The 24,435-nt window shown below is 52.4% G+C and carries 16 protein-coding genes; 14 read left to right on the top strand and 2 right to left on the bottom strand.

Features of this window, described 5'->3' with window-relative positions; all coding sequences use genetic code 11:
* The first annotated feature begins 112 nt into the window (after positions 1 to 112).
* The 5 genes from FS806_RS05225 (at position 113) to FS806_RS05205 (ending at position 6,379) form a co-directional block, all read left to right on the top strand.
* Positions 113 to 364: a hypothetical protein gene (locus FS806_RS05225; protein ID WP_144933566.1), complete on the top strand. Its 252-nt coding sequence runs from the start codon at positions 113 to 115 to the stop codon at positions 362 to 364.
* Positions 365 to 1,257: 893 nt separating this feature from the next.
* Positions 1,258 to 2,166, top strand: a complete 909-nt coding sequence (locus tag FS806_RS05220) for a Gfo/Idh/MocA family protein (RefSeq protein ID WP_144933565.1) — start codon at positions 1,258 to 1,260, stop codon at positions 2,164 to 2,166.
* Positions 2,167 to 2,203: 37 nt separating this feature from the next.
* Positions 2,204 to 3,898, top strand: coding sequence for a polysaccharide deacetylase family protein (locus FS806_RS05215; protein WP_144933564.1), 1,695 nt, complete (start codon positions 2,204 to 2,206; stop codon positions 3,896 to 3,898).
* A 38-nt stretch (positions 3,899 to 3,936) separates the two neighbouring features.
* Positions 3,937 to 5,193 carry a DegT/DnrJ/EryC1/StrS family aminotransferase gene (locus tag FS806_RS05210; RefSeq protein WP_144933563.1) on the top strand — a complete coding sequence of 419 codons (1,257 nt, stop codon included), beginning with the start codon at positions 3,937 to 3,939 and terminating at the stop codon, positions 5,191 to 5,193.
* A 151-nt stretch (positions 5,194 to 5,344) separates the two neighbouring features.
* Positions 5,345 to 6,379 carry an alpha/beta hydrolase family protein gene (locus FS806_RS05205; RefSeq protein ID WP_225312629.1) on the top strand — a complete coding sequence of 345 codons (1,035 nt, stop codon included), beginning with the start codon at positions 5,345 to 5,347 and terminating at the stop codon, positions 6,377 to 6,379.
* Between the two features lie 12 nt (positions 6,380 to 6,391).
* On the opposite strand, the gene FS806_RS05200 is transcribed toward FS806_RS05205, so the two are convergent.
* Entirely contained in the window at positions 6,392 to 7,786 is a 1,395-nt protein-coding gene (locus FS806_RS05200) for an extracellular solute-binding protein (RefSeq protein ID WP_144933562.1), read from the bottom strand.
* Positions 7,787 to 7,989: 203 nt separating this feature from the next.
* On the opposite strand from FS806_RS05200, the gene FS806_RS05195 reads away from it, so the two are divergent.
* The 6 genes from FS806_RS05195 (at position 7,990) to FS806_RS05170 (ending at position 14,419) form a co-directional block, all read left to right on the top strand.
* On the top strand, positions 7,990 to 9,189 hold the full coding sequence (locus tag FS806_RS05195; RefSeq protein ID WP_144933561.1) for a DegT/DnrJ/EryC1/StrS family aminotransferase: 1,200 nt from the start codon (positions 7,990 to 7,992) through the stop codon (positions 9,187 to 9,189).
* A gap of 115 nt (positions 9,190 to 9,304) precedes the next feature.
* Positions 9,305 to 10,168: a sugar phosphate isomerase/epimerase family protein gene (locus FS806_RS05190; protein WP_144933560.1), complete on the top strand. Its 864-nt coding sequence runs from the start codon at positions 9,305 to 9,307 to the stop codon at positions 10,166 to 10,168.
* Positions 10,165 to 11,199 carry a Gfo/Idh/MocA family protein gene (locus FS806_RS05185; protein WP_144933559.1) on the top strand — a complete coding sequence of 345 codons (1,035 nt, stop codon included), beginning with the start codon at positions 10,165 to 10,167 and terminating at the stop codon, positions 11,197 to 11,199. Before FS806_RS05190 ends, FS806_RS05185 begins: the two co-directional genes overlap by 4 nt.
* A complete protein-coding gene (locus FS806_RS05180; RefSeq protein ID WP_144933558.1) occupies positions 11,196 to 12,497 on the top strand; it encodes a neutral/alkaline non-lysosomal ceramidase N-terminal domain-containing protein in 1,302 nt (433 codons plus the stop codon). The genes FS806_RS05185 and FS806_RS05180 overlap by 4 nt, the downstream gene beginning before the upstream one ends.
* 157 nt (positions 12,498 to 12,654) lie before the next feature.
* Positions 12,655 to 14,088 carry an extracellular solute-binding protein gene (locus tag FS806_RS05175; RefSeq protein ID WP_144933557.1) on the top strand — a complete coding sequence of 478 codons (1,434 nt, stop codon included), beginning with the start codon at positions 12,655 to 12,657 and terminating at the stop codon, positions 14,086 to 14,088.
* A 130-nt stretch (positions 14,089 to 14,218) separates the two neighbouring features.
* On the top strand, positions 14,219 to 14,419 hold the full coding sequence (locus FS806_RS05170; protein WP_144933556.1) for a hypothetical protein: 201 nt from the start codon (positions 14,219 to 14,221) through the stop codon (positions 14,417 to 14,419).
* Positions 14,420 to 14,486: 67 nt separating this feature from the next.
* On the opposite strand, the gene FS806_RS05165 is transcribed toward FS806_RS05170, so the two are convergent.
* Positions 14,487 to 16,235 (bottom strand): Rqc2 family fibronectin-binding protein, encoded by a 1,749-nt coding sequence (locus FS806_RS05165; protein ID WP_144933555.1) that lies wholly within the window; start codon positions 16,233 to 16,235, stop codon positions 14,487 to 14,489.
* A 1,932-nt stretch (positions 16,236 to 18,167) separates the two neighbouring features.
* Between FS806_RS05165 and FS806_RS05160 the strand changes: the two genes are divergently transcribed.
* From FS806_RS05160 to FS806_RS05150, 3 genes are all read left to right on the top strand, one after another.
* Positions 18,168 to 20,945, top strand: coding sequence for a calcium-translocating P-type ATPase, SERCA-type (locus FS806_RS05160; protein ID WP_144933554.1), 2,778 nt, complete (start codon positions 18,168 to 18,170; stop codon positions 20,943 to 20,945).
* A 435-nt stretch (positions 20,946 to 21,380) separates the two neighbouring features.
* On the top strand, positions 21,381 to 23,312 hold the full coding sequence (locus FS806_RS05155; protein ID WP_144933553.1) for a bifunctional homocysteine S-methyltransferase/methylenetetrahydrofolate reductase: 1,932 nt from the start codon (positions 21,381 to 21,383) through the stop codon (positions 23,310 to 23,312).
* 8 nt (positions 23,313 to 23,320) lie between these two features.
* Complete coding sequence (locus tag FS806_RS05150; RefSeq protein ID WP_144933552.1) at positions 23,321 to 24,214, top strand: YicC/YloC family endoribonuclease; 894 nt, start codon at positions 23,321 to 23,323, stop codon at positions 24,212 to 24,214.
* Positions 24,215 to 24,435 lie beyond the last annotated feature (221 nt).

Raw genomic sequence — 24,435 nt, 5'->3', positions numbered from 1 at the left:
CTCATGGATAGGCGGACACCTTTTTGCCGCGGCGTTAGGCAGGCATCCAATCCGCTCCTCACCACCTACATAGTATACAGTGTGTTCATTAGTCTAGTGAGGAGTTGATTCCATGTCGAGTATCGGTCCGAACATTAATGCCAATGCGAATCTGATGCCTGCCTATGGCATGCACGGATTAGCCAATATTCACGCTGCTAATGTGTATCCGAACATGAAGCCGAGTGTAGCTCCCTTCTACGGCTATCCGAGTGGTCCTTCCCATTGCTGCCCGTCTCCGGTAGCCGGGGCATTCACTTCTATAGGATCTATCCTTGTACTCTATATTTTGCTGGTCATTATCCTTCGATCCTGTCTGAAATAGAAGGAAGGCCTGTAAGACGGTCCCAAGCCGGGGCCGTCTTTTCCTTGAAAATAAGAAAGTATAAGTTTTGCATGCTTATTCCGCTCCGTATTTAAAACCGAACGTTTTAGCTGATACTGCCTCTTTTACTCAGAGGGCTGTCTCTATATCCGGCTTGCGATTTTTCAGCACCGCACAGTACCGGAGACTCTTGTTTTATGCGAACTCTTTCGGGACAGCCCGGTCGTCCGCCGGAATATGTAAAAGACAAACAAAACTGCAGGTCTTTTTGGGAAAAAGCCGCGCGGTGCCTTATTCTAAAGCGATAATGCAGGTCTTTGGAGCGAATTTTGCGAAATGGCCCCATTTTGTGAAAAAGACCTGCACATTTGAGCGTCTTTCGCTCTTTTTTGGAAAAAAGGTCGGATTTTAATGCACTCTTGCTCGTCTTTGGACGTCCTTACCTTTCCGGATGCGATATGTGGATTTCCCTTGCCCATCATTTGCTCCAATGGGCAATGATGAAAGAGAAGAGCGAATGTGAGTAGAAAGTTATACTCTTCCTCGCTTTTTTTCGATAGCTTTCACGGTTTTGTAGGTTCAGGCCGCTTCAAGCAATCCGTGGCGCCGGGCTCCGCCGGTACATTCTGCAGCGTTGCCGGGAACCGAAGAAGCCGGTTTTGCAGCCAGTCCCCCCGATGGATTTATAGACGATTTTTTTGTATTGACATAGAGCGCGGTTAGGGTTATGGTTAACTCGAATACAGGTTATATACAGGATGTATGGATGCTTGCTGCGAGGATGAGAATCCTTCGAACGATTCAGGGCTGCCCCTTCAGGGACTCCTGAAAAACGGCCCCGTGTCCGAATGTATCCGATTTCAGAAAAATGATTAAAACGGGAGATGAGAGGGATGGACAACAACATTATGAAAATAGGAATGATCGGCTTGGATACTTCCCATGTGCCGGCTTTTGCAGAATTGTTAAATGATGCGAATCATGCCTATCATGTGCCTGGAGCTAAAGTAGTCGTAGCCTACCCGGGCGGATCGGAAGATTTCGAGCTCAGTATAAGCCGCGTAGAGGGATATACTGAAACTTTGCGTAATCAATACGGTGTGCAGATTGTGAATTCACCGGAAGAGGTGGCTGAATTAAGCGATGCGATTTTGCTGGAATCGGTGGATGGCCGGGTTCACAGGGAACAATTCGCCAGAATAGCGCCTTATGGAAAACCGGTTTTCATTGATAAGCCGTTCACTTTGTCTTCCCAGGATGCCGCCGAAATGTTCAAATTGGCCCGACAGCATAATATTCCGTTAATGAGCTGTTCTGCGCTGCGATATGCCGAAGGGCTTAGCGAAGTGCTGGCAGCTGAGGATAAAGGGGCGATTATCGGTATGGATGTCTATGGTCCCATGGCCATTCAGCCGACTCAGCCCGGATTGTTCTGGTATGGCATACATACGGTCGAGATGCTGTTTAGAACGCTTGGCAAAGGCTGTCTATCGGTAACGGCAACCAAGAATGAAGATCATGATCTTGTAGTAGGGGTGTGGAAGGATGGCAGAATCGCCACTCTTCGCGGGAATCGTAAAGGCAACAACCGTTTCGGCGCACTGATACATCGGGAGCAGGATACACAGTTTGTCGATGTTTATGCCCACCCGAAACCTTACTATGCCAGCATGCTGGAGCGAGTGATGAAGATGTTTGCCTCGGGAGTGCCGGATATTGATCCGGAGGAAACCGAGCAGATCATCCGGTTTATTGAAGCAGCGAATGAAAGCCGCGAAACAGGCAAAACCGTTCTGTTATAAATTAATTTGAATCCGGGGAAGAAGGAGAGCTGCTCATATGAAAATGGCAAGAGTAGGTATCCTGCTGGATAAGCAGGCCGCAGAGAGACGTTGGGCATTCGGACAGAACGTGTTTGAAGCCTATTTGGGAGAAGTGCTGTCCCATGCCGGAATTCCCTATCAATGGCTGGATGATCCGGCGACGATTGACCGGGCCGATGTGGATATTCTTCTTGTCGCTTTATGTGAAGAAGAGGAGAAGAAGGCGGCGACGCTGCTTCGGTTTGCGGAGGATGGAGGAGGCGTCATATCTTACGCCGGCCTTAACCGTTTGACGGGTAAGCTCGGATGTAAGGAACGCCGGGAGTGGTCTCCCGGATACGCACGTCTGCCTGGTGAAGGGGAAGACCTGCGGCCGCTTCGCTATCTCTATTCCAGGCCCTGGATTCTTACGAACGAGGCGGAAGGGGAAGCCTGGGGAAGTCTGCATGCCGAAAGGCCCGATGGGCCAGAAACCGCTCCGGCGCTTCTCAGGTTTAAAGCGGGCTCAGGCTTTATAGATCGGTGGTCGGTCAATATTCCCTATACAATCGTAGCGCTGCAGCAAGGGTCCGGTCCGGTATTCGAGGATGGAATTCCGGCGGAGGACGGAACCGGCAATGTGGATGAAGGAATTTTAAAAGCTGACGACAAGTGCGAAATGGATTGGGAGTATGATCGTCTCACAACGGAAACCGGGGCCCCTTATTTCGCCCATCCCTATGCCGATCTTTGGAGAGAAGTGCTGATTGGCCATTTATTGAGAAGGAGCGTCGAGATGGGGCTGACACTGCCCTTTCTGGGGTATTGGCCGGATGGCATCTCCCACGTCGCCATGATTTCTCATGACAGTGACATTAATCAGGATGAACATGCGGAAGCAACACTGGAAGTGCTGGAGGAGTGCGGCATCCGTTCAACCTGGTGTATGCTGGAGCCCGGTTACAGCAGCTCTATTTATGATCGGGTTAAAGAGGCCGGACATGAGCTTGCCTTCCATTACAATGCTCTCGATATTCAAGGGGGGCATTGGGGTGAAGAGGAATTTGACCGCCAGCTGGCCTGGCTCAAATCGGCTGCGGGGCTATCCGAAATTACATCCAACAAAAACCATTACACCCGCTTCGAGGGCTGGGGTGAGCTGTTCCGCTTCTGCGAGAAGAACGGGATTGCCGCTGAACAGACGAGAGGACCGAGCAAAAAGGGGAACATCGGCTTTTTGTTCGGAACCTGCCACCCGTACTTCCCTATTTCGTGGGCAGACGAACGAAACCGGCTGTACGATGTATTGGAGATCGGGTTTCTGACTCAAGACCTTGATCATCTAACGTTGGCGGATTCCAGCGTAGTGGTTCCGTTCCTGGAGCAGACAAAGAAGGTTCAGGGAGTGGCCCATTTCCTGTTCCACCAAATTCATATTATGCAGCAGCCCAAAGTGACCGATGCCGTGCGCAAGGTGGTTCGCGAAGCCAAGAGCAGGGGATTTGTCTTCTGGACCTGTAAGGAAATTAACGATTGGGAGCGGGCAAGGAGAAAGGTGTCTATCCGCGGAGTGAACGACCGGGGCGAAGTTATAGCGGACGGTGAAGCCTTGGACCGGCTGGTTGTCTGGATTCCCGTGACGGGTGAGGCGGAGACCGGCGCCGTGATCGAGAGCAAGTTTGGGGTTCCCTGCATGAAGCAGGTTCTGTCCCGAACCTGTGCATCCCGGTAAGGGGAAACTGATTGAACCTTGTAAAGGAGAATGACAAAATGAGCGATAAAGTGGCTACACGTGACAAACTTGCGGTATTGGGCGGAACTCCCGTAAAGACGACTCCCTTCGGAACGGGTAAGAGGTTCGGCTTGGAGGAAGTCAAGGAACTGATTGAGGCTATGGAGCAGAATACGCTTTTTTACCATTTCGGCAATAAAGTGAAGCAATTTCTCCATGATTTTAATGAATTGTATGGGGTCAAATACAGCGTAGCCGCATCCTCCGGAACGGCAGCCATTCATGTGGCTCTGGGAGCGGCTGGCGTAACGGTTGGCGATGAGGTGATTACCAGCCCGATTACCGACCAGGGAACGCTAATCGGCATTTTGTATCAGAACGCGATTCCGGTATTTGCCGACCTGGACCCGCATACCTATAACATGACTCCGGAGTCGATCGAAGCGCGGATTACGGAGCGCACCAAGGCGATTGTCGTCGTTCATCTTGCCGGTAACCCTTGTGATATGGATCCGATCATGGCTGTTGCCCGCAAGCATGGAATCAAGGTGATTGAGGATTGCGCACAGAGCTATATGTGCCGTTATAAAGGACGGCTGGCCGGAACCATCGGGGATTACGGCTGCTTCAGCACGAATGATTTCAAGCATATTTCCACCGGGGACGGAGGAATCGTGACGGTCAACTCGGGAGAGGAAGAGGATTATTACGTCACTCATGCTTTTGCGGATAAAAATTATAATCGTTTCGGAAATCTGTTTAACCGGGACCTCGCTTATCTGGCCCCTAACTACCGGATGACCGAGCTTCAGGGTGCTGTTGGAATTGCCCAGCTTAAGAAGCTGGAGTGGATTTGTAACAGGCGCAAGGAGTATGGCGACCGGATTACGGCCGGAATTCAAGGTCTCCCGGGAATTTCCCCGCATCGTATAACTGAAGGCGGAGAATCCAGTTACTGGTTCTATATGCTTCGAATTAAGGAAGAGGAACTGACCTGTACTCGTGAAGAGTTCTGTGAGGCTCTGAAAGCCGAAGGAATTCCCAATACACCGGGCTATATTAAAACGGTTGTGTACCTGCAGAGCTTGTTCCAGGAACGGCATGCCTATCCGGGAAGCCATTATCCGTTTGACTTAACCGGAATAACGTATGAAAAGGGGCTGTGCCCGACAGCGGAACAGATTCTGGATACCGCCGTCCGGTTGAGCGTGGATGAATTCTATACCGATCAGGATGTGGAGGACATCATTGCGGGGATCCGCAAGGTCGCCCTTCATTATCAAAAAAGCAATTAGCGGTGATCCCCAACACTTGGGTTAAGCCTTCAGGTCCTCCTGGAGGCTTTTCCTATAAAAGAGATTTCTCATCCGGGAAACAGAAGTCCGGAACGGCACCTTTTCTTGTCATCTAGACGATCGCATAGCCTATTTACAAGGGGGATTTATTTTGAAGCATGGATACGAGCTTTCCGAATTGAATTCATCCGGCATTCCACATTTGCTGGATCAGATCGAGACGGCGGAACAATGGCAGCAGAAGCGCAGCCAAATTTATACCCGCTGGATGGAGGTGGTCGGAGGCCTGCCGAACAGAGAGGGCTTAGAGTATGAAATACGGTCCGAAAGTAAGGAGCCGGATCATATCCGGCTGCATCTTACCTATCGGACGGCAGATGGCGACCGGGTGCCGGCCTATCTGCTAATTCCGGGTCATCAGTCTTCTCCCGGCCCCGGCGCACGATATCCCGCCGTGCTAGCCCTGCATCCCACTGCGCCGGAAGGCAAGGACGATGTAGCGACCTTGAGCGGCAGGGAGGGAAGACGCTACGGGCTGGAGCTGGTTTCGCGGGGATACGTAGTTCTTGCGCCCGATACAATTACAGCAGGGGAACGGATCTATGCCGGAAGCCAGGCTTATCAAACAGCGCCATTCTATGAGCGGCATAACGAGTGGAGCGCGGTGGGCAAAATGATGCTGGACCATCAATATGGCCTGGATTTACTGACATCATTGGAATTCGTGGATGGGGAACGCATCGGGGCTATCGGCCATTCGCTCGGAGGCTACAATGCCTTTTTTCTCGCCGGGGTCGATAGACGGGTGAAGGCGGTCGTCAGCAGCTGCGGCTTCAGTACGTTCACCGGGGACGAGGAGACGCATCGCTGGGGACGGAGGGACTGGTTCTCCCACCTGCCGGTCATATCCGATGAGGTGGAGCGGGGCCAAGTGCCATTTGAATTTCACGAAATTGCCGCATTGGCCGCCCCGGTGCCGTTCTTCAATTGGAGTGCCCAGCAGGACCGAATCTTCCCTCACTGGAAGCCGATCCTGGAGGCGATGGGCGAGCTGGATCAGCTCTATACTTGGCTGGGGGCGAAGGAGCGGTTTGTCTCGTTAATGGGGAATTCCGGACATGATTTCCCGGACGAAATCCGCCTGCTGGCTTACCGCTTTCTGGACCGGTGGCTGCGGCAGAGCTAGTCTGCTGCAGCCCTACAGCTCGTGATCCCGGGTTTTGATCATTTCATACAGCCTTGCCGCGAAAGAGGAGGCGGATTCCATTCCCGCCCAGAACATCTCCATCTCGGCTTCGAGCTCTTCAATCAGGTTATAATCCGCGAACAGCTCGTGCAAAAAGTATGAGTGATTGATTTGGTCACCGGTCATATTCAAAGATTCCAGATAGGACTTGTCCCACAGCTTGCGATTAACCGGCTCGAAGACCGATAGAAATCCGGTGCTGCGGCCTACTTGCTCTTGAAGCTCGGCTGAATAAACGGTTTTCAAAAATTCGACGGCAAGCTCCTTGTCTCCGGCATCCGCCGGAATAAGCAGGGAGTTGGACACCAGAAGCGTAGACTTGCATTCTCCGAACGGCAGCGGTGCGACCAACGGCTCGAACGGGAGCGGAAGACTGCGCAGCCCGGCCAGTTCAATCGAGGTGGCCAGAATCATTGCCGCTTTCTGCATGGCGAAAGCCTCGGAATTCAACAGCCGGGAAAACTGGTACAGTGAAGCGGAACGGTTGCGGAACAGGATATCGTGCAGAAATTGGAGTGTCCGCAGGAGCCCTTCCTTAGTGGTTTCCTCGTTGAAGAATACCCCGTTTTGCATGGCAATGACCGGCCAACGGCTTATGGAGGAAGACAAAGAGAAGCCGTACTGATCGACAATTCCGTCTCCATCGGTATCCAGCGTCAGTTGTCGGGCTGTCCGCATGAAGTCTTCCCGGGTCCAGTTCGCGGTGGGTGCGGGGACGCCGTAACGCTCGAACAATTGCGGGTTGTAGGCCAAATAAACCGTTGAGAAAGTGACGGGCGCGGCCGTCAGCCTGTCTCCCGTGCGGAACGCTTCAATCAGCTTCGGATAAATGGACGGCAGGCTGTCCTTCAGCACATCGCTCAGATCAAGGACCAGCTCCGGGTTTTCCAGCTCCGCCAATTGCCGGTTGGTGACAAAAAACAGATCGGGCTTCATTCCCAGCTCGCTGCTGGCACGAACCGACTCCCAGAAATCGGGGGTGGGGAAGTTCAACAGCTTGACTTCCACATTCGGGTAGCGTCTCTTGAATTCTTCTAGGACATAGGGCATGCAGTGCTCAATATAATGGGAAGGGGATGTGGCTAAAATTCGCAGAACCTTCTGCTTGCTCTCAGGAATTTTCAAGTCGGGCGCCACTATCGTACCCTGGCCGACGCGTTTGATAACCAGCCCTTCCTTGGCGAGCTGCTCCAGCGATTTGCGCACGGAAGTGCGGCTCATTCCGTAATATTTGCACAGCTCGTTCTCGGACATCAGATATTGTCCGGGTTTAATGAAGCCCGACCAAATCTGCTCCCGTAAAATATTGGCTAACTGCGAATAAAGAAATTCATTTTCTCTCCTCATCGCTCTGATCTTCCTTCTATTATAGAAATGGGTTTGGCTTCATTATAGCATGAGATGACATACAGGTTGGATAAGTTGATCATTTGGAGAAATGTTAGAAACGTTTCGACAAAAATACTGGAAATATGGATGTTATTGTGCTTTAATGTAGTTACATGTATCATACCTATATCTTATTATAATTCCTGAAGAGAGGGATTGGAATGGAAAAATTAGCGATCGATGGAGGAACTCCGGTCAGAACCAAGCCGTTTGCCGAATGGCCTATTTATGGCGAGCTGGAACAGCAGCTGCTGCTGGAGGTGCTTCACTCGGGCAAATGGGGGGGCACCGGCCGTATCAAGCTTCCCGAGCTGGAAGAGAAATTCGCGGCTTATCATGATGCCAAGCATGCGGTTACGGTAGTCAACGGAACCGTAGCGATAACTGTGGCGCTGCAGGCGGCCGGGGTGCAGCCGGGGGATGAGGTCATCATGCCGCCGTACACTTTTATTGCAACCGCTTCCTCTGCATTGATGTTCGGAGCAATTCCGGTGTTTGTCGATGTCGATCCGGAGACCTTGCTGCTGGATCCCGATAAGGTGGAAGAGGCGATTACGGATAAGACGAAAGCAATTATCGCGGTTCATATTGCAGGAGCTCCGGCGAACATGACCCGGCTGAAGGAGATCGCGCACAAGCATCGGTTGAAGCTGATCGAGGACGCCGCTCAGGCGGTGGGAGCGCGATGGGAAAATGTCGGGGTAGGAGCGATCGGCGATTTGGGAACCTTCAGTTTCCAATCCAGTAAAAATATCAATTCGGGCGAAGGCGGTATTATTCTGACCAATAGCGAGGAGCTTGCGGATATGGCCTGGTCCCTCTCTAATGTGGGGCGCGTTCGCGATGGCGCCTGGTATCAGCATGAGCATATCGGCTGGAACTTGCGGATGACCGAATTTCAGGCTGCGATTTTGCTGGGCCAGATGACGCGATTGGATGAACAAATTGCCCTCCGCGAGAAAAATGCCGCCCTGCTTACGGAGCTGCTTCAGGACATCGAAGGTGTGGAAGTGTTCAAGAGAGACCCGAGGATCACTACCCATGCGCACCATCTGTATATGTTCAAAATCGCTTCCGGCTTGACCGACCGCATCTCCAAAGAGGATGTGATCGCCAAGCTTAATGCGGAAGGAATTCCGGTAGCTGCCGGCTATGTTCCTTTAAACAAAAATAAAGCGGTGCTGGCGGAAATTGAAAAGTGGACCGGAGAGCGGCGCGAGTTCTCATGCCCGGTCAGCGAGAAAGCCAGCGAGAAGGAAGTGCTGTGGATAGTTCAGAATATGCTTCTCGGTGACGAACAGGATATTCAGGACATTGCCCATGGCGTCCGGAAGGTAATGCAGTCCTGCCTGTCTGTTTAGTCTTTATATGGCAAGGCGCTGACGGTCATGGTACTATTTGGTTAGAACAACGTGCGACTCTATACGATAGGTCACAGATACGATTTCTGGTCGCCGAGAATAAGGAGTGAGAGCAATGGTATTGAACCGTTTGGGAGTATTGACGGACGAAGTGTCGGCTAATTTCACCGAAGCTCTGGATTGGATAGCGGAGCAGAAGCTGGTTCATGTGGAGGTCCGGATGGTTGACGGGAAGAACGTTTCCCAATTGTCGGACGAGCAAGTGGCTACAGTTAAAGAGGAAGTGGAGAAACGCGGACTGTTCGTATCTGCGATCGCCTCTCCCCTTTTCAAATGTGCTCTGGACCCGGCCCGGCCCGTGGCATCCGGAGACACTTTCGGACAGCAGGAGGAAACAGTGGAGGCCCATTTCGCCAAGCTGGATCGGGCGATCGAGATTTGCCGGCTGCTGGGTACCGATAAAATCCGTATCTTCTCTTTCTGGCGGGAGGAGGAGCCTGCCCGTTACGAGCTGGAAATCGTAGACCACCTGCGCAAAGCGGCGGAAACTGCCGGCAAGGCAGGCATTATGCTGCTGCTGGAGAACGAACCGGCATGTAACGGAGGATTTGCCAGCGAGGTTGGAAGCATCGTGGCCAAGGTTAATTCCCCCAGCTTGAAGGTGCTATGGGATCCGGGGAATGAGGAATACGGCGGCAGGCCATCTTTCCCGGAAGGCTATAATGCGGTCAAGGACGGGCTTGCGCATGTTCATTTGAAGGATGCCTATATCACTCCGGAAGGCCAATCGAAGTGTGTTCCCATCGGATCGGGGAAGGTTCCTTTCCTGGAGCAGTTCCGTGCTCTGCAGCGGGATGGCTACGACGGGTTGTTTACTATCGAAACACACTATGTTCCCGAGGGAGGCACGGCCAAGGACGGCACGGCGATGACATTGGCAGCGCTTAAGAAGCTCTTGAAGGAGGCGGGTATCGATTGAAACGCTGGGGATTCGGACTGATCGGCTGCGGAAGTGTCGCCGATTTTCACATGAATGCCATACGCGAGATCGAACAAGCTGAACTGATTGCTATTTCGGATCGTAAGGAGCATCGGGCCAAGGAAGTGGCGGAGCGGGAAGGCTGCGATTGGACAACCGATTACAGACAGCTCCTCGATCATCCGGGGGTAGACATAGTCTGCTTGACGACAAGCAGCGGAACCCATGCATCCATCGGTAAGGAAGTGCTGATGGCGGGCAAGCATCTGATCGTGGAGAAGCCGATCGCGATGACGAGTCAACAGGCCGAAGAACTGGTCCGGCTGGCGGAGGACAAGGGGTTAATATTGTCAGTCATTTCCCAGAGGCGGTTCGAGCCTCAGCATCAATGGGTGAAGCAGGTAGTGGCCGAAGGGAAACTCGGTAAACTGCTCCTGGTACAAATTACGGCCCCTTATTACCGGACTCAGGAATATTACGATTCGGCGGATTGGCGGGGAACGATCTCGGAGGACGGCGGAGCGCTGATGAACCAAGGAATTCATTCCATAGACCTGATGCTTTGGATGGCGGGTGAAGTCAGCTCGGTCTACGGCCAGATAGCTACCCAGACGCACCGAATGGAAGCGGAAGACATGGGTCTCGCCATCATCAAATTCGCGAACGGGGCGTTCGGCACCATTATGGCATCCACCAGCATCAAACCTGGATTTCAGCCTGCCTTATCGTTGTACGGCGATCGGGGCTCGATCCAAATCGAAGGAACGTCCATCAAGCATTGGACCGTAGAAGGGGTGGATCAGCCGTCGGAGATAACGGAATCCGGCTCCGGCGGAGGGGTAGCCGATCCGAAAAGCATTTCGAACTTATACCATCGATTACAATTGACCGATGTCATTGAAGCGCTTGAGACGGGCCGCGAGGTGGCCGTTCCCGGGAAGGACGGCTTAAGAGCTGTGGAGCTGGTGGAAGCCATCTACAAATCCTCCCGGCTGGGCAAAGAAATTACCCGGGACAAGGACTGGATATGACCGGGAAGCTTCTGCTGGGAACAGCCAAGACGGACATCACTCCGCCCCATCCGGTTCCGCTATCCGGCTTTGCCCACCGTCAAGGGAACTTTGACGGTATTGCGCGGCGTTTATACCTGAGAGTTTGGGCTTTCCGTCAGACAGACGGGGAAGGCCGGCAGCGTCAATCCCTACTGGTCCAGGCCGATCTGATTTGGTGGGGTACGGAACGGATGGACGCGCTTTACCGCAAGCTGAAAGAACGCTGGGGGCTCGAACGCGAAGAGGTCATTCTTCATGCAAGTCATACCCATGGAGGGCCGCAAACGACCCGGCTCTTTGTTCCGGCGCTAGGTCCAATGGATTCGGACTATGTGGAATGGATGGAGGAGCAGTTGCTGGCTGGAATCGGGCAGGCCTATGCCGGCCTGGAGCCCGTTACGGCGGCAAAGGGCAGCGGAGCTTGCCGAATCGGGATCAATCGGCGTAAAGAAGTGGACGGCAGGATAGTTATGGCTCCCAATCCGCAAGGGCCTATCGATCCGGAGGTAACCGTAATCCGTTATACGACCGAGGACAATAAGGTTAAAGGCGTCATGTTCCACTATACTTGCCATTCAACGACAACAGGAGATAACCGGGTGACTTCCGAATTTCCGGGAGCCGCTATGGAAAATATCGAGAGAGAATTGGAGGACGGCGCCATAGCCTCCTTCCTGCAGGGCTGCTGCGGGGACATCCGTCCCGCACTGATCGAGGAAGACAGGTTCTACAGGGGAACCGAGGAGGATATAGGCAGGCTCGGCCGGCAGCTTAGCGATGAAGTCTTCCGGGTACTCGGAAGACCTATGAACCCGCTTAAGCAATATAGCCTTGCGAGCTTCGCCCATATCGTAGAACTACCGTTCAGGCGGCTGCCGGATGCCGAAGAACTGGCGGCCAAAGCGGCGGAGGGCGGAGTCTGGGGCGATTGGAGCCGGCTGCTCAGGGAGCATCCCGGACGGAATCAGCCGACAATCCCGCTATCGCTCCAGATTGTCAGGATCGCAGACGGACTTTCCTTCCTGACGATGAACGGGGAGATCGTTGTTGAATATGGTTTATTCATTAAGCAATTTTCCTCCGGGACAGTACTCCCTCTGGCCTACTGCAATGGAATGATCGGTTACATTCCAACAGCCATCCAGGTCGAAGAGGGAGGCTATGAGGGCGGGGAGTCCGCCGTTTATTTCGGATTGCCCTCCGCCTTCCACCCTTGCGTGGAGGGGCGGATCAAGGAAGCGGCTGCTAGTCTTGTCAACAAAGTGAAATATGTATAGAATAGAATATACGGATAATTCTGACGTGATCATAAACAGGGGGACGTGCAAATCCGCACTTCCTCCTGTTTTTACGATATTAAAGATATATACATAACCAAGAAGGTACGGTTTGACCTGCGAGCTGATTAGTAAGTTGAAATAGGAGCGGTTCATATTGCTACGAAGAAGAAATCTGTTTCAAGAGCGCTACGCCAAATTTGAAAACGAGCTGCGGAATGAGATCTTGACCGGATCGATCCCGCCGGGCGAATTCATTCTGCCTGAAAATACGCTAAGCCAGAAATACGGTCTAAGCAGGGTTTCCGTGCGAAAAGTACTGGCTGCTTTAGTGGAAGAGGGGCTAATCGAAAAAATTGCGGGCAAGGGGAACCGCGTCAAGCCGCCGTCGGATCAGGTGGAGCGAACCGTTATTCATTTATACTGGTTTTCCGGCTCTTACGAGATTCCGATTATCGAGCATTTGATCCGGCAATACGAATCCCTTCACCCTTTCATCCGAGTGGAGCTGACATTGCTGCCCCAATCGGAGTATACCTCCTCCCTAGTTCAAATGATTGACAAAGGCTTTCCCGTCGATTTGTTCGTTGTCTCCGACTTCCATTTCCGGCAGTTCCATCAACTTAATCGAACCGATTTGCTGGATCCTTATTTGCCGGAATCGCTTGATCCCGGGAGGGACAGCTATCCGATTCTGTTCGATATGTTCAAGGACGGCGGCGAGCAGAAGGTCGTTCCGCTGTTTTTCTCACCGGTCGTGCTCGCATACAACCAGAGAATGTTTGAAGAGGCCGGCCTCGATCCGCGGCAGGCCGTTGAAAGCTGGGATTCATTTCTGGAGACGGCCAAGCGCTGTACGCAAGATCTGAATTACGACGGTAAAACCGATCGATTCGGCTTCTGCTTCTCCACCAGCGCGAACCGTTGGCCGATTTTCATGCTGCAGAATGGCGGGAGCATCATGAAACCGGACCGGAGCCGTTCGGTCTTCTCTTCTCCTGCTACGGTGGAGGCGCTGAAATTTTGTGTGGATTTGATGTACAAGCACCATGTATCTCCCGTCTATCTGCACGGAAGCCGGAACAGCGCGGAGCATTTATTTCTGATGGACCGGGTCGCGATGGTGCTGACTACCTACTATTATATGAATGAGTTTCGTCAATCGGACTTTGCGTGGAATGTTCTGCCGGTTCCGGCTGGAGGGAGGAAGGTTTCTCTGCTGCTCGGAAGCGGCGTAGGGATTAACCGGCACAGCGCCAACCCGACTTTGGTCCGCCGATTTGTTGATTTCCTGGCATCCAAGGAGGCACAGACGACCGCCAAGCAGATGGGCTGTACGATTCCGATGCTGAGATCGGTGGCGGAGGACGACCAGTGGTTGACTGACGGGATTCATCCCCGGAATTATAACGTGTTCAGGGAAGTCCTTCCATACTCGGTCCCGATGAGCTCCTTGAACTTAAGTCAGCAAGAGATGGACGCCATCTGGCAAGATTTGAATTTGCTGTGGGCCAATATGGAATCGCCCGAGCAAGCGACCAAGCGAATAGAGCAATGGCTTAACGATCAACTGGAGAAGAAAACAACATAGCAGCGCTGGCCATGTGCCGGCGTTTTTTCATTTGACAGGGTTCATTCCATTGGGATACTGGATGTTTTAACAGCAAAATGCAAACATTAACGGACGGAAGCAGCAATTCAAAAACAAGGAGGGAAAAAGGATGCTCAGACAATACTTTACGGAGATGGCCCTGAGAGAAGGAGAAACATTAAGCGATGGGCTTCAGCAGCTTGTCAATCAGGCGGAGGAGGAGCTGGGGTCGGAATATGTGGAAGTGGTTCAGGTTGTCAAGCATGATTCTGTCCACTATACCATTATCCTAAATTTGGATCTGGAGGAGACGGATTCCGAAGAAGAGTAACTGCCGGGATCCCCGGCCGGCCTTCAAGACGCCATGCTTGAAGGTCGGCGGGTTACCCTGTGCAGGCTTAGGGCTGCTGCCCGCTGGGAAGCTGCTTAATGAGAGCTTCATCCGGCGTAACAAACAAGGTCTTCTGCTGTTCATAAATGACAAAGCCCGGCTTGGCACCGTTCGGCTTACGGACATGCCGTATGAGTGTATAATCGACAGGTACCTGACTCGATTCCCTTGCCTGGCTGTAATAAGCAGCCAGCATTGCGGCTTCATGCAGCGTCGCCTCCCCGAAGGATTGTCCCCGGATGACGACGTGCGAACCGGGAATATCTTTCGTATGCAGCCATGTATCCGATGAATGCGCCAAGCGGTTGGTCAAATATTCGTTCTGAGTATTATTTTTGCCAACATAAATCGGTACGCCTTCGCTGGACAGGAATGAAGTCAGCACCGGCTTGCCGTTTTTTTTCTTCTTGCGGGCTTTGCGGGCGCGATCCCGAATGTAGCCTTGCTCCATGAGCTCCTCGCGGATTTCATCGATATCGGACAATCCGGCGTTATCCAGCTGCTGCAGCAAAGAGTCCAGATAGCGGATTTCCTCTCGGGTCCCGGCAATCTGTTCCTGGACGACCGTCAGGCTGTTCTTCATCTTCGTGTATCTTCTAAAATATTTCTGGGCATTCTCCGAAGGGGTAAGCATCGGATCGAGCTCGATGGTGACCGTTCCTTGCTCTTCGTCGTAATAGTTGACAACCTCGACCTTTTTGTCCCCTTTTTGAAACAGGTGCATGGAGGCCGTCAGCAGTTCTCCGAGAATCCGGTACCGGTCGGCCTCTTTAGCCTCCTCCAGCGTCTCCCGGAGCTTATCCAGCTTTTTGACGTTTTTCGTTTTTTCATTCTGCAGAAACCGTAATAAATCGGAAGCTCTCTGACGGACGTTATCCCGCTCCGCCTTGCTGCCATAGAAGCTCTCCAGGCATTGGCTGATGGAGCTGAATGTTTGCCGTTCCCCTTGAATATGAGTGAGCCGGGTAGCCGAGAAAAACAGCTTGCCGCTGGAATCCTCCGTCACGATGGAAGGCTCGTACTCATTCTTCTTAAAGCTCCTCATCAAGGAGTGGAACTCCGCCCACAGCGACTCGCTATCGAGACGGCCGCCTGCGCGGTAGACTATCTCTTTCGCCAGAAGCGGGCTGAGCCCGCTATACGAACGGACCAGCAACTGCTCGGGCTTGTCAGTCTGCTTCTCTCCGCTAGCTTCCATCCGCTCCATGTTAAGGCGAAAGGAGGCTTCATTTTCCCTCAACGGATTCGCTTTGTTCTGTGCGGGAGGGGCCGTATATTTGCTGCCGGGCAGGACAACCCGGTAACTGCTTATGGCCGGCGTGACATGATGGATGCCGTCCAGAATGACTTCAGCCGCCGAATCGAGCAGAATAATGTTGCTGTGGCGGCCCATGAGCTCCACCAGAATCGTTTTGGAGCTCAAATCTCCTAACTCGTTCCGATGCTTGATTTGGATGCGGATCACTCTTTCCAGATCGTCCTGAGTGATCGATTCGATCGTTCCGTTCTCGCAGTATTTGCGCATCAACATGCAGAACATCGGGGCCTCCATCGGATTCGTAAATGGGGCCTCCGTCAGATGTACCCGGGGATAGGTCGGGTTGGCGGACAGCAGCAATTTATAATTATTGCCGTGCGACCGGATATGCAGCAGGATGTCATGTGCGGAAGGCTGATGGATTTTCCCGATCCGGCCTCCGACGCAGGCTTGCAGCTCGTGAACGATCGCGCGGACGACGATTCCGTCTAATGCCATAATTTATCACTCCATTAATATGTCGGACTGCACCTCTAATGATGCCACACTTATGCCCCCGAAGGAAAGGCCGGGAATCATTATATTGTTTTTGCCCCGGGCTTGCAAATTAAAATAACCCCACAAGCATCATGACCTGTCGGTCACCATCGGGGATGATATTGTGACCGTTGTGCCGACTTCGTTTACCGCGACTCCTCCAGCGGCAATCCCTCCAAATGAACGGGTTAAGGGTCGTTCACTTATTGTACTCGTTCGCGAGATCCCGACCCACCAACCGCCCCCGCCTATTGCAGTAATGAGACCGCCGAGTGTGGCGTATAGCTTTCGATGCTTATTCCGGTTACTTTTCGGGGAGCCCCGGAACGTATAATTCAACTTTCGCAGACTCAGATTACCGGGATCCCTTATAGATAAAGGAAAATCCCAAAAAAATGGATGATGGCCCGAAAGTAGAATAAAAAGCCGCTTCCCGCGCCTTCGCTTGGGCTGCGTCCTCCACCGAGCTTAAACATAATAAATTTCTTATCCATCGTTCCGGACGGGCTGTCCAGGGGCTGGATAACCCTGCGGCTGACACAAACTTCTTGACGCTACCTTCATTATGTGAAAATTGAATACTACCTTGAAAATCCATCTATTTCACCGTCTGCTGGCACGTTGCAAGCGCAATGGCACAACTACCTATAAAATCAGTCTATTTTTCATCATCTGATGGTGTCGCTGCCAGAGGCATGGGGGTCTAAATGGATTTCATTTTCATCCAGTTAGATTTCTACATTCGGGAGAAATAGAAATATTAAATGGAAAACCGAGGCTGTCGATTAATGGTATACGATTATGATCATGGAAACCTGCACGATTTGGTTTTAACGGAACCAGACGACCTTAATCTCTCCAAGAGGGCCTTTCGGTCATTTTAACGGAACTAGATGACCTTATTCCCAAGAAATTCAGGCGAAAGTAGGATAATTTTATGAAATAAGCGCGTCTGGTTCCGTTAGTCTAAAAAAAACGCCTATTTTGACGAAATAAGATCTCCCAGTTCCGTTTACGCTTTTATCCATTACTAGTTTCATTGATGCTACACAATTTTGCTTTTACTATTACAATCATCCAGTTGAACACCTTTTCCACATCGACAGCCTTAAACCTACAGTTAGTTTGCGCCAAAACAGCCGTTTCGCCCAAAGTTGCCCATTTTAACTGTAGTTTTTTTCAGGTAGTTTGATCATTTTCGCCCATTCGCTTGAATTTAACTGTACAAAATATACAAAATACAGTTAGAAGCGCCATTATCGCCAGTCCTACTTGGAACAGCTGAAATCAAAAAATATCTTCACTACAATGCATGCCGGGAAAGCGCGATCTGCTCCGGCTGTCGGGCTTTCTCCGTAATACGTGTCGGGAAAGCTCACTCCCGCTCCGGTTCTGTCCGCTTTCTTCGTAAAGCGCCAGGAAAGCGTTATAGTACGTTGTATGTGAAAGCTCCCGGCCCCCGCGTGGTGGTTGGTCCGTCTCCATGCATGCCCACCTCCGGCCTTTGCCCACAAAACCACAAAAGAGCATGCATCTTTTTTTACGGAAAACGCCTATTGAACTGAACGACTACCGGCTTTAGCCGGTAGTCGTTCAGTTACGGCGCTCCAGCAACTGATGGCATTTTTCAATTTTTCATGGAGATTGCCGCAGCCAAAACCAAACGGAACAAGCAAGACGTAATCCGTCAACTCCTCGATTGGATTGCTGGTTTACCCATCTATATCAAGGCTCACTTGCCTATTTCAAACTGCGAAAGTTGAGTTATAAATTCTTATTAAGAAGGGACAAACAGGGATATTTTGCAGCTCGTCTGAATAGATTTACTCTAGAAGTCTGTCCGAGAGGATCTAGGAAGCTTTGCCAGGGCAAAACAGTAGGAGGGAAATTCGGATGAGTCAGAAAAAATGGTACCAGATGTCCGTGGACGAAACGCTGCAGCTGCTGGAGACCGATAGCGGGCAAGGGCTGACACAAGTCGAGGCGGAAAAACGCCGTGCGGCGGTTGGGGATAACGTATTGGCGGAAGGGAAGAAAATATCGCCGGTGACGTTATTCTTAAACCAGTTCAAAGATTTCATGGTTCTTGTGCTTATGGGGGCGACGCTAATCTCCGGATTGCTGGGGGAATACCTGGATGCCATCACGATCATTGCCATTATTTTGATGAATGGTGTGCTGGGGTTCATTCAGGAGTTCAGAGCGGAACGGTCCCTTCAGGCATTGAAGGAGCTTTCGGCGCCGACGGCCAAAGTCATCCGGGATGGAAACCTGCTGCATCTGGCGGCGGTTGAATTGGTTCCGGGCGACATTGTTCTGCTGGAAAGCGGTGACCGGGTTCCGGCCGATGTCCGTTGGCTGGCCGCCAATGGATTATATGTGGAAGAGTCGGCCTTGACAGGAGAATCCGTTCCGGTCAGCAAAATGGAGGAACGGCTCGTTGGCGAGGAGCTTCCGGTAGGGGATCAGCGTAATCTTGGCTTTAAGGGGACGCTTATTACCCGAGGCACGGCCAGGGGAGTCGTCATCCGGACCGGGATGGAGACCGAAATGGGCAAAATTGCCGACCTGATTCAGAATACAGAGGAGATGCAGACCCCTCTGCAGTATCGTCTGGAGCAGCTGGGGAAAATCCTCATTCTCGTCGCCCTTGGCTTGACCGTTATGGTGGTCGTTGCCGGGTTGACCCATGGCCAGCCTGCCTACGGAATGTTCCTGGCGGGAGTTACGCTCGCGGTGGCGGCAATTCCCGAAGGCCTGCCAGCCATAGTGACGATAGCGCTCGCTATGGGAGTGCAGAGGATGATCAAGCGCAAAGCGATCGTACGCAAGCTGCCCTCTGTAGAAACGTTGGGCTGCGCCTCGGTGATTTGCTCGGACAAAACAGGGACGCTAACCCAAAACAAGATGACCGTCACGCACATTTGGCTTGGCGGGCGGCTGCTGGAGGTGACCGGAGAGGGCTACGAGCCCAAGGGGGAAATCGTCTATGAGGGCAAGAAGCTGGATGCGGCCCGGGAACCGATGCTCGACCGCTTTCTTAAAGTGGCTGCCTACTGTAATAATGCCAGGCTGGTAGAGATTCGCCCGCAGGAAAGCAAGGGCAAAAAAGCGAAGGGCGAGGAAGCCGCCACTTGGAATATTAACGGGGATCCCACCGAAGGAGCGCTGGTTGTCCTGAGTGCCAAGGCCGGAATACTAAACTCGTCTGAGCCCGGGGAGACGGAGCGGATTAAGGAATTTCCCTTCGACTCCGAACGCAAACGGATGTCCGTCGTGGTCAGCGATTCAGGCGGCCGGGTGATCTACACCAAGGGTGCCCCGGATATGCTGATAGAGCGATGCAATTATGTGTTATGGGACAACAAGGTCATCCCGTTCACCAATACGATGAAGCAGAAGGTGCTTGCCGCCAACGAAGGAATGGCCAAGTCTGCGCTGCGGGTGCTGGGAATGGCATACCGGGAGCTTAAGTCCGCGGATTCTTGCCAGAGCGAAGAGGATGCCGAGAAGAATCTTGTTTTTATCGGGTTGGCGGGAATGATCGATCCGCCGCGCAAAGAAGTGCGTGAAGCGATTCATAAATGCAAGAAAGCCGGCATACGCACGGTAATGATTACGGGAGATCATCAAACGACGGCGGAGGCGATCGCCAAGCAATTGGGAATGCTTCCGGCCAACGGACTCGTTGTCAACGGGGCGCAGCTCAGCTCTATGTCGGACCAGCAGCTTGATAAGAGTGTGGAGCAGATCTACGTTTATGCAAGGGTATCTCCGGAGCATAAGCTGCGGATTGTCAAAGCGCTGCAGAAGAAAGGTCATGTCGTGGCCATGACCGGAGATGGCGTCAACGATGCCCCGGCCATCAAGGCGGCCGATATCGGCATATCCATGGGCATTACCGGCACGGATGTCTCCAAAGAAGCCTCTGCTCTTATTCTCAGCGACGACAATTTCGCCACCATCGTCGCCGCCATTGAAGAGGGACGGGGAATTTATGAGAATATCCGGAAATTTATCCGCTATTTGCTTGCATCTAATGTAGGGGAAATTTTGACGATGTTCCTGGCGATGATGGCAGGGCTGCCGCTGCCGCTCGTGCCGATCCAAATCTTGTGGGTCAATCTGGTTACGGATGGGCTCCCGGCTATGGCGCTCGGCGTCGATCAGGCCGAGAAGGATTTGATGCAGCAGAAGCCCCGTCCGGCCAGAGAAAATATATTTGCACGCCGGCTGGGATGGAAAATCATCAGCCGCGGAGTATTGATCGGTCTGTGTACGCTTGCGGCCTTCTGGCTGACGCTTCGCCAGAATCCCGGTGATCCCGGTCATCTGATGAAAGCGCAGACCGTTACATTTGCCACGCTGGTGATGGCTCAGCTCATTCATGTATTCGACTGCCGCAGCTCCCGCTCAATCTTTCATCGCAATCCGCTGCAGAACAAGTACCTGGTGCTGTCGGTCCTATCCTCCATCGTGCTGCTGCTCGGAGTCGTGTATATTGAAGCACTCCAGCCAATTTTCAAAACGGTCAGCCTGAACTTCGCCGATTGGGTGCTCGTGCTGATTATGGCCTCCATACCTACCTTCCTGATGGGACTCGGCAGCATTATGTCCGGTCGTTCCAATAAGAAGGGAGCGCGTTACACCTCGAGACCGATTACGAGATAATTACTTCACGGGAAGGCGCGGCAACGTTAGGATCGCGGGCAGGAAACGGGCAGAAGCGGCAATAACCGCTTTAATGCCGGGAGATCCATTCTTTTAGGCAGAAAAGGCTATGCATTCCCGATCTTTTACGATATGATAGTGGCACAACTATAAATTTCGGTGAATAACACGGTATCCAGCGGGATTTAGTCTTAATATTGAAGTAGTCAAGCCGGCCGGTCCGGCGGATAGCAGTCCCCGGTTGTCCGGACTGCAAGCCGCCGGTCCGTTCTGTTGTTTTGGCAGTGCCTTATCGGAGGGAGAACTTTGCACATAGACTGCTATAATCCGATGGAGCCGCCTCCATCGAGTTCCCCGATATCGGCTTCGCTATAATGAGTTCAATGCAGATAGAGAGAAACTGCTGGATAAGATGCATAATGGGTGGGATGAGGAATGAGGCCGAATTTAAAACAGGCTCTTCAGGAGCAGATCATAACCGGCGATGGGGCTATGGGGACATATCTGTATCAGCTTGGGTTTCCCATTGGTGTCTCCTACGAGGAGTTCAACCTGACCAAGCCGGAGGTTATTAAGGATGTGCACCGCAAGTATTACGAGGCCGGTGCCCGTTTGATAGAGACGAATACTTTCTCCGCGAATAGGGAAAATTTGTCTAAATACGGTTTGGAGCAAGAAGTGTCGGCGATCAACCGGGCAGGGGTTGCTCTGGCACGCCAGGCCGCCGGGACAGACGCATATGTCGTAGGGGCTGTCGGCCCGGTACGGGGAGGCAAGCGCAAAAGCCTGACCCGCGAGCAAATCGAAGCGGACCTTGTTGAACAATTGGAAGCTTTGCTGGAGGAAAATGTCGACGGCATTCTGCTCGAAACCTTCTACGAGTTGGAAGAAATCTTGCTGGCCCTGCAGTGGATTCGCCGCGCGAGCCAGATTCCGGTTATTTGTCAATTCGCCACCGAAGGCGGAGGCGTAACGAAGGACGGCGTACCTCTGCAAGAGGCCTTCGTCAAACTCAAGGAAGCCGGAGCCGATGTGGTCGGATTCAATTGCCACAGCGGGCCTATGGGCATTCTCCGCGCGCTGGATAAGCTGCGGCCGATAGAAGGACTGCCGTTCTCGGTGTTCCCCAATGCCGGATTGCCCGGGCTTGTGGACGGGCAGTTCACATACACCGCCACTCCGCAATATCTGGCCGACACAGCGCTCCGCTTCGCGGACCGCGGCGCGCGCATCATCGGAGGTTGCTGCGGCACGACTCCGGACCATATTGCCGCGATCGCCCAAGCGCTGGACGGTTACCGGCTGGGCCGGAACCAGGATGGAGCGTTGGAGACCGAAGGCACAGGGGCACGGCCTGAAGCGGTCGGGTTGAAGGTGGAGGCCAAGCCGGCAGCAGATCGGCTGAATCCGTCCGTCAGCGCAGGAGAACCGGGAGGGACGGAACCGACGATCGTCGATCTTGTTCGCGAGCGGCATACGATCATTGTGGAGCTGGATCCGCCCAGAGGACTGTCCATTGACAAATTTATGGAAGGAGCGGCGGCGCTTGCGGAAGCGGGGGTCGATTCGATCACGATGGCCGATAACTCGCTGGCCATGACCCGGATGAGCAACCTGTCTACCGGGTATTTGGTCAAGGAGAAGCTGGGCATCCGGCCGCTTGTTCATATAGCTTGCCGGGACCGCAACTCTATCGGAATGCAATCTCATTTGATGGGTCTGCATGCCATGGGGATGGATCATATTCTCTGTCTGACCGGCGATCCGGCCAAATTCGGGGACCTGCCGGGCTCAAGCTCCGTCTATGATCTCAATTCGTTCGGATTGATCCGGATGGCGAAGCAATTGAATGAAGGAATAGCCTACTCCGGCAAGGCTCTCAAGCATAAATCCAATTTCGTCATCGGCGCCGCATTCGACCCGAATGTGAAATATATCGAGAGAGCCGTGGCGCGGATGGAGAAGAAAATCGAGGCCGGAGCCGACTATTTCATGACGCAGCCGGTATATGAGCCCGAGATGATAGAAAGACTGTATGAAGCGACGAAGCACATCCGCGTTCCGATCTTTATCGGAATTATGCCGCTCGTCAGCGGAAGGAATGCCGAGTTTCTGCATAACGAGGTGCCGGGAATCCGGATTTCCGACGAGGTAAGGCAGCGGATGAAGGGGCTGGAACGGGAAGAAGGAAGAAGAGAAGGGGTCGAAATAGCCAAGGAGCTTATCGATACAGCGTTAAAGTATTTTAAAGGATTTTACTTCATGACGCCGATGCTTTACTATGAAATGACCGCGGAGCTGACAAGGTACGTCTGGAGCAAGACCAATCGTTCTCACCCCCTTGTACCGGCAAGTAAAATCAATTAAAATATGGTATGGATGTGATGCAGATGCTGCGCAGTATGACCGGATTCGGACAAGCTTTGCGTCAGGCGGGCGGGTACGGAATCCAGTTGGAGCTCAAGTCCGTCAACCATCGTTTTCTGGAAACTGTAGTCCGTATTCCCCGGCAGTGGAGCTATATGGAAGAGCGCTTGAAGAAGCTGATTCAGGGGAAGATTACTCGCGGCCGGCTGGAATTGTCCATTCTTATGGAGCGGGATTCCGCATCCGTTCAGAAGGCGGAGATCAACTGGCCTCTTGCAGATGCCTATTTGGCCGCATCGCGGCAATTGGCGGACAAATATTCGCTGGATGGGAAGCTCGCGATCCAGGACCTGCTGTCCATTCCCGATCTGCTGGCTTTCAAGGAAGACGCCGACGAAATTCATCTGGTCGAGGAGGCCATGACGGATGCTCTTCAGGAAGCGCTGGAGCAGCTTGCTGCTATGAGAGAAACAGAAGGGGCTCATTTGCATGCGGATATTAAAGAGCGATTACTGAGCTTAAGAAGACGGGTTGCGCTTCTTGAGGAATTGGCGCCTGCAGTCGTTGACGATTATCATCGCAAGTTAAAGCAGCGACTGAGCACTTTATTAGAGGATCGTTCGATAGATGAACAAAGATTGGCTTTGGAAGTGGCATTAATCGCGGATAAAGCCGATATTATGGAAGAAATCACCAGATTGAAGAGTCATTTCGATCATTTCGATCGTATAGGAGAAGGGTCGGAACCTGCCGGCCGCAAGCTGGATTTCTTACTGCAGGAAATGAACAGGGAAGCCAATACGATTGGCTCCAAAGCGAATTCGGCGGAAATTGCCGCACTCGTTGTAGAAATGAAGGCGGAAATGGAGAAAATCCGCGAGCAGGTTCAGAATTTAGAATAGAGATATGCTGCTTGTCACACTCGTTTAAATAGATATCCGGAAGGCATAGCGCTTATGGCGATTAGCATAATTGAAAAGCCGGCCCCCCCGGCAGAGGGAATAGCTTTATAAGAGGGTTATCATTGCCGGGTTTACTTGAAATATAAGAAAATATAAGTTTCACCTTATACCTGTTCTTATAATTCATCGGTAAACGCGCCTGTCCAAAGGACGGCGATAGC

The organism is Paenibacillus sp. 32O-W, assembly GCF_007679495.1.
Lineage (GTDB): Bacteria > Bacillota > Bacilli > Paenibacillales > NBRC-103111 > Paenibacillus_L > Paenibacillus_L residui.
The sequence above is the reverse complement of the archived record's forward strand: the minus strand, read 5'-3'. Positions and strand labels throughout refer to the sequence as shown.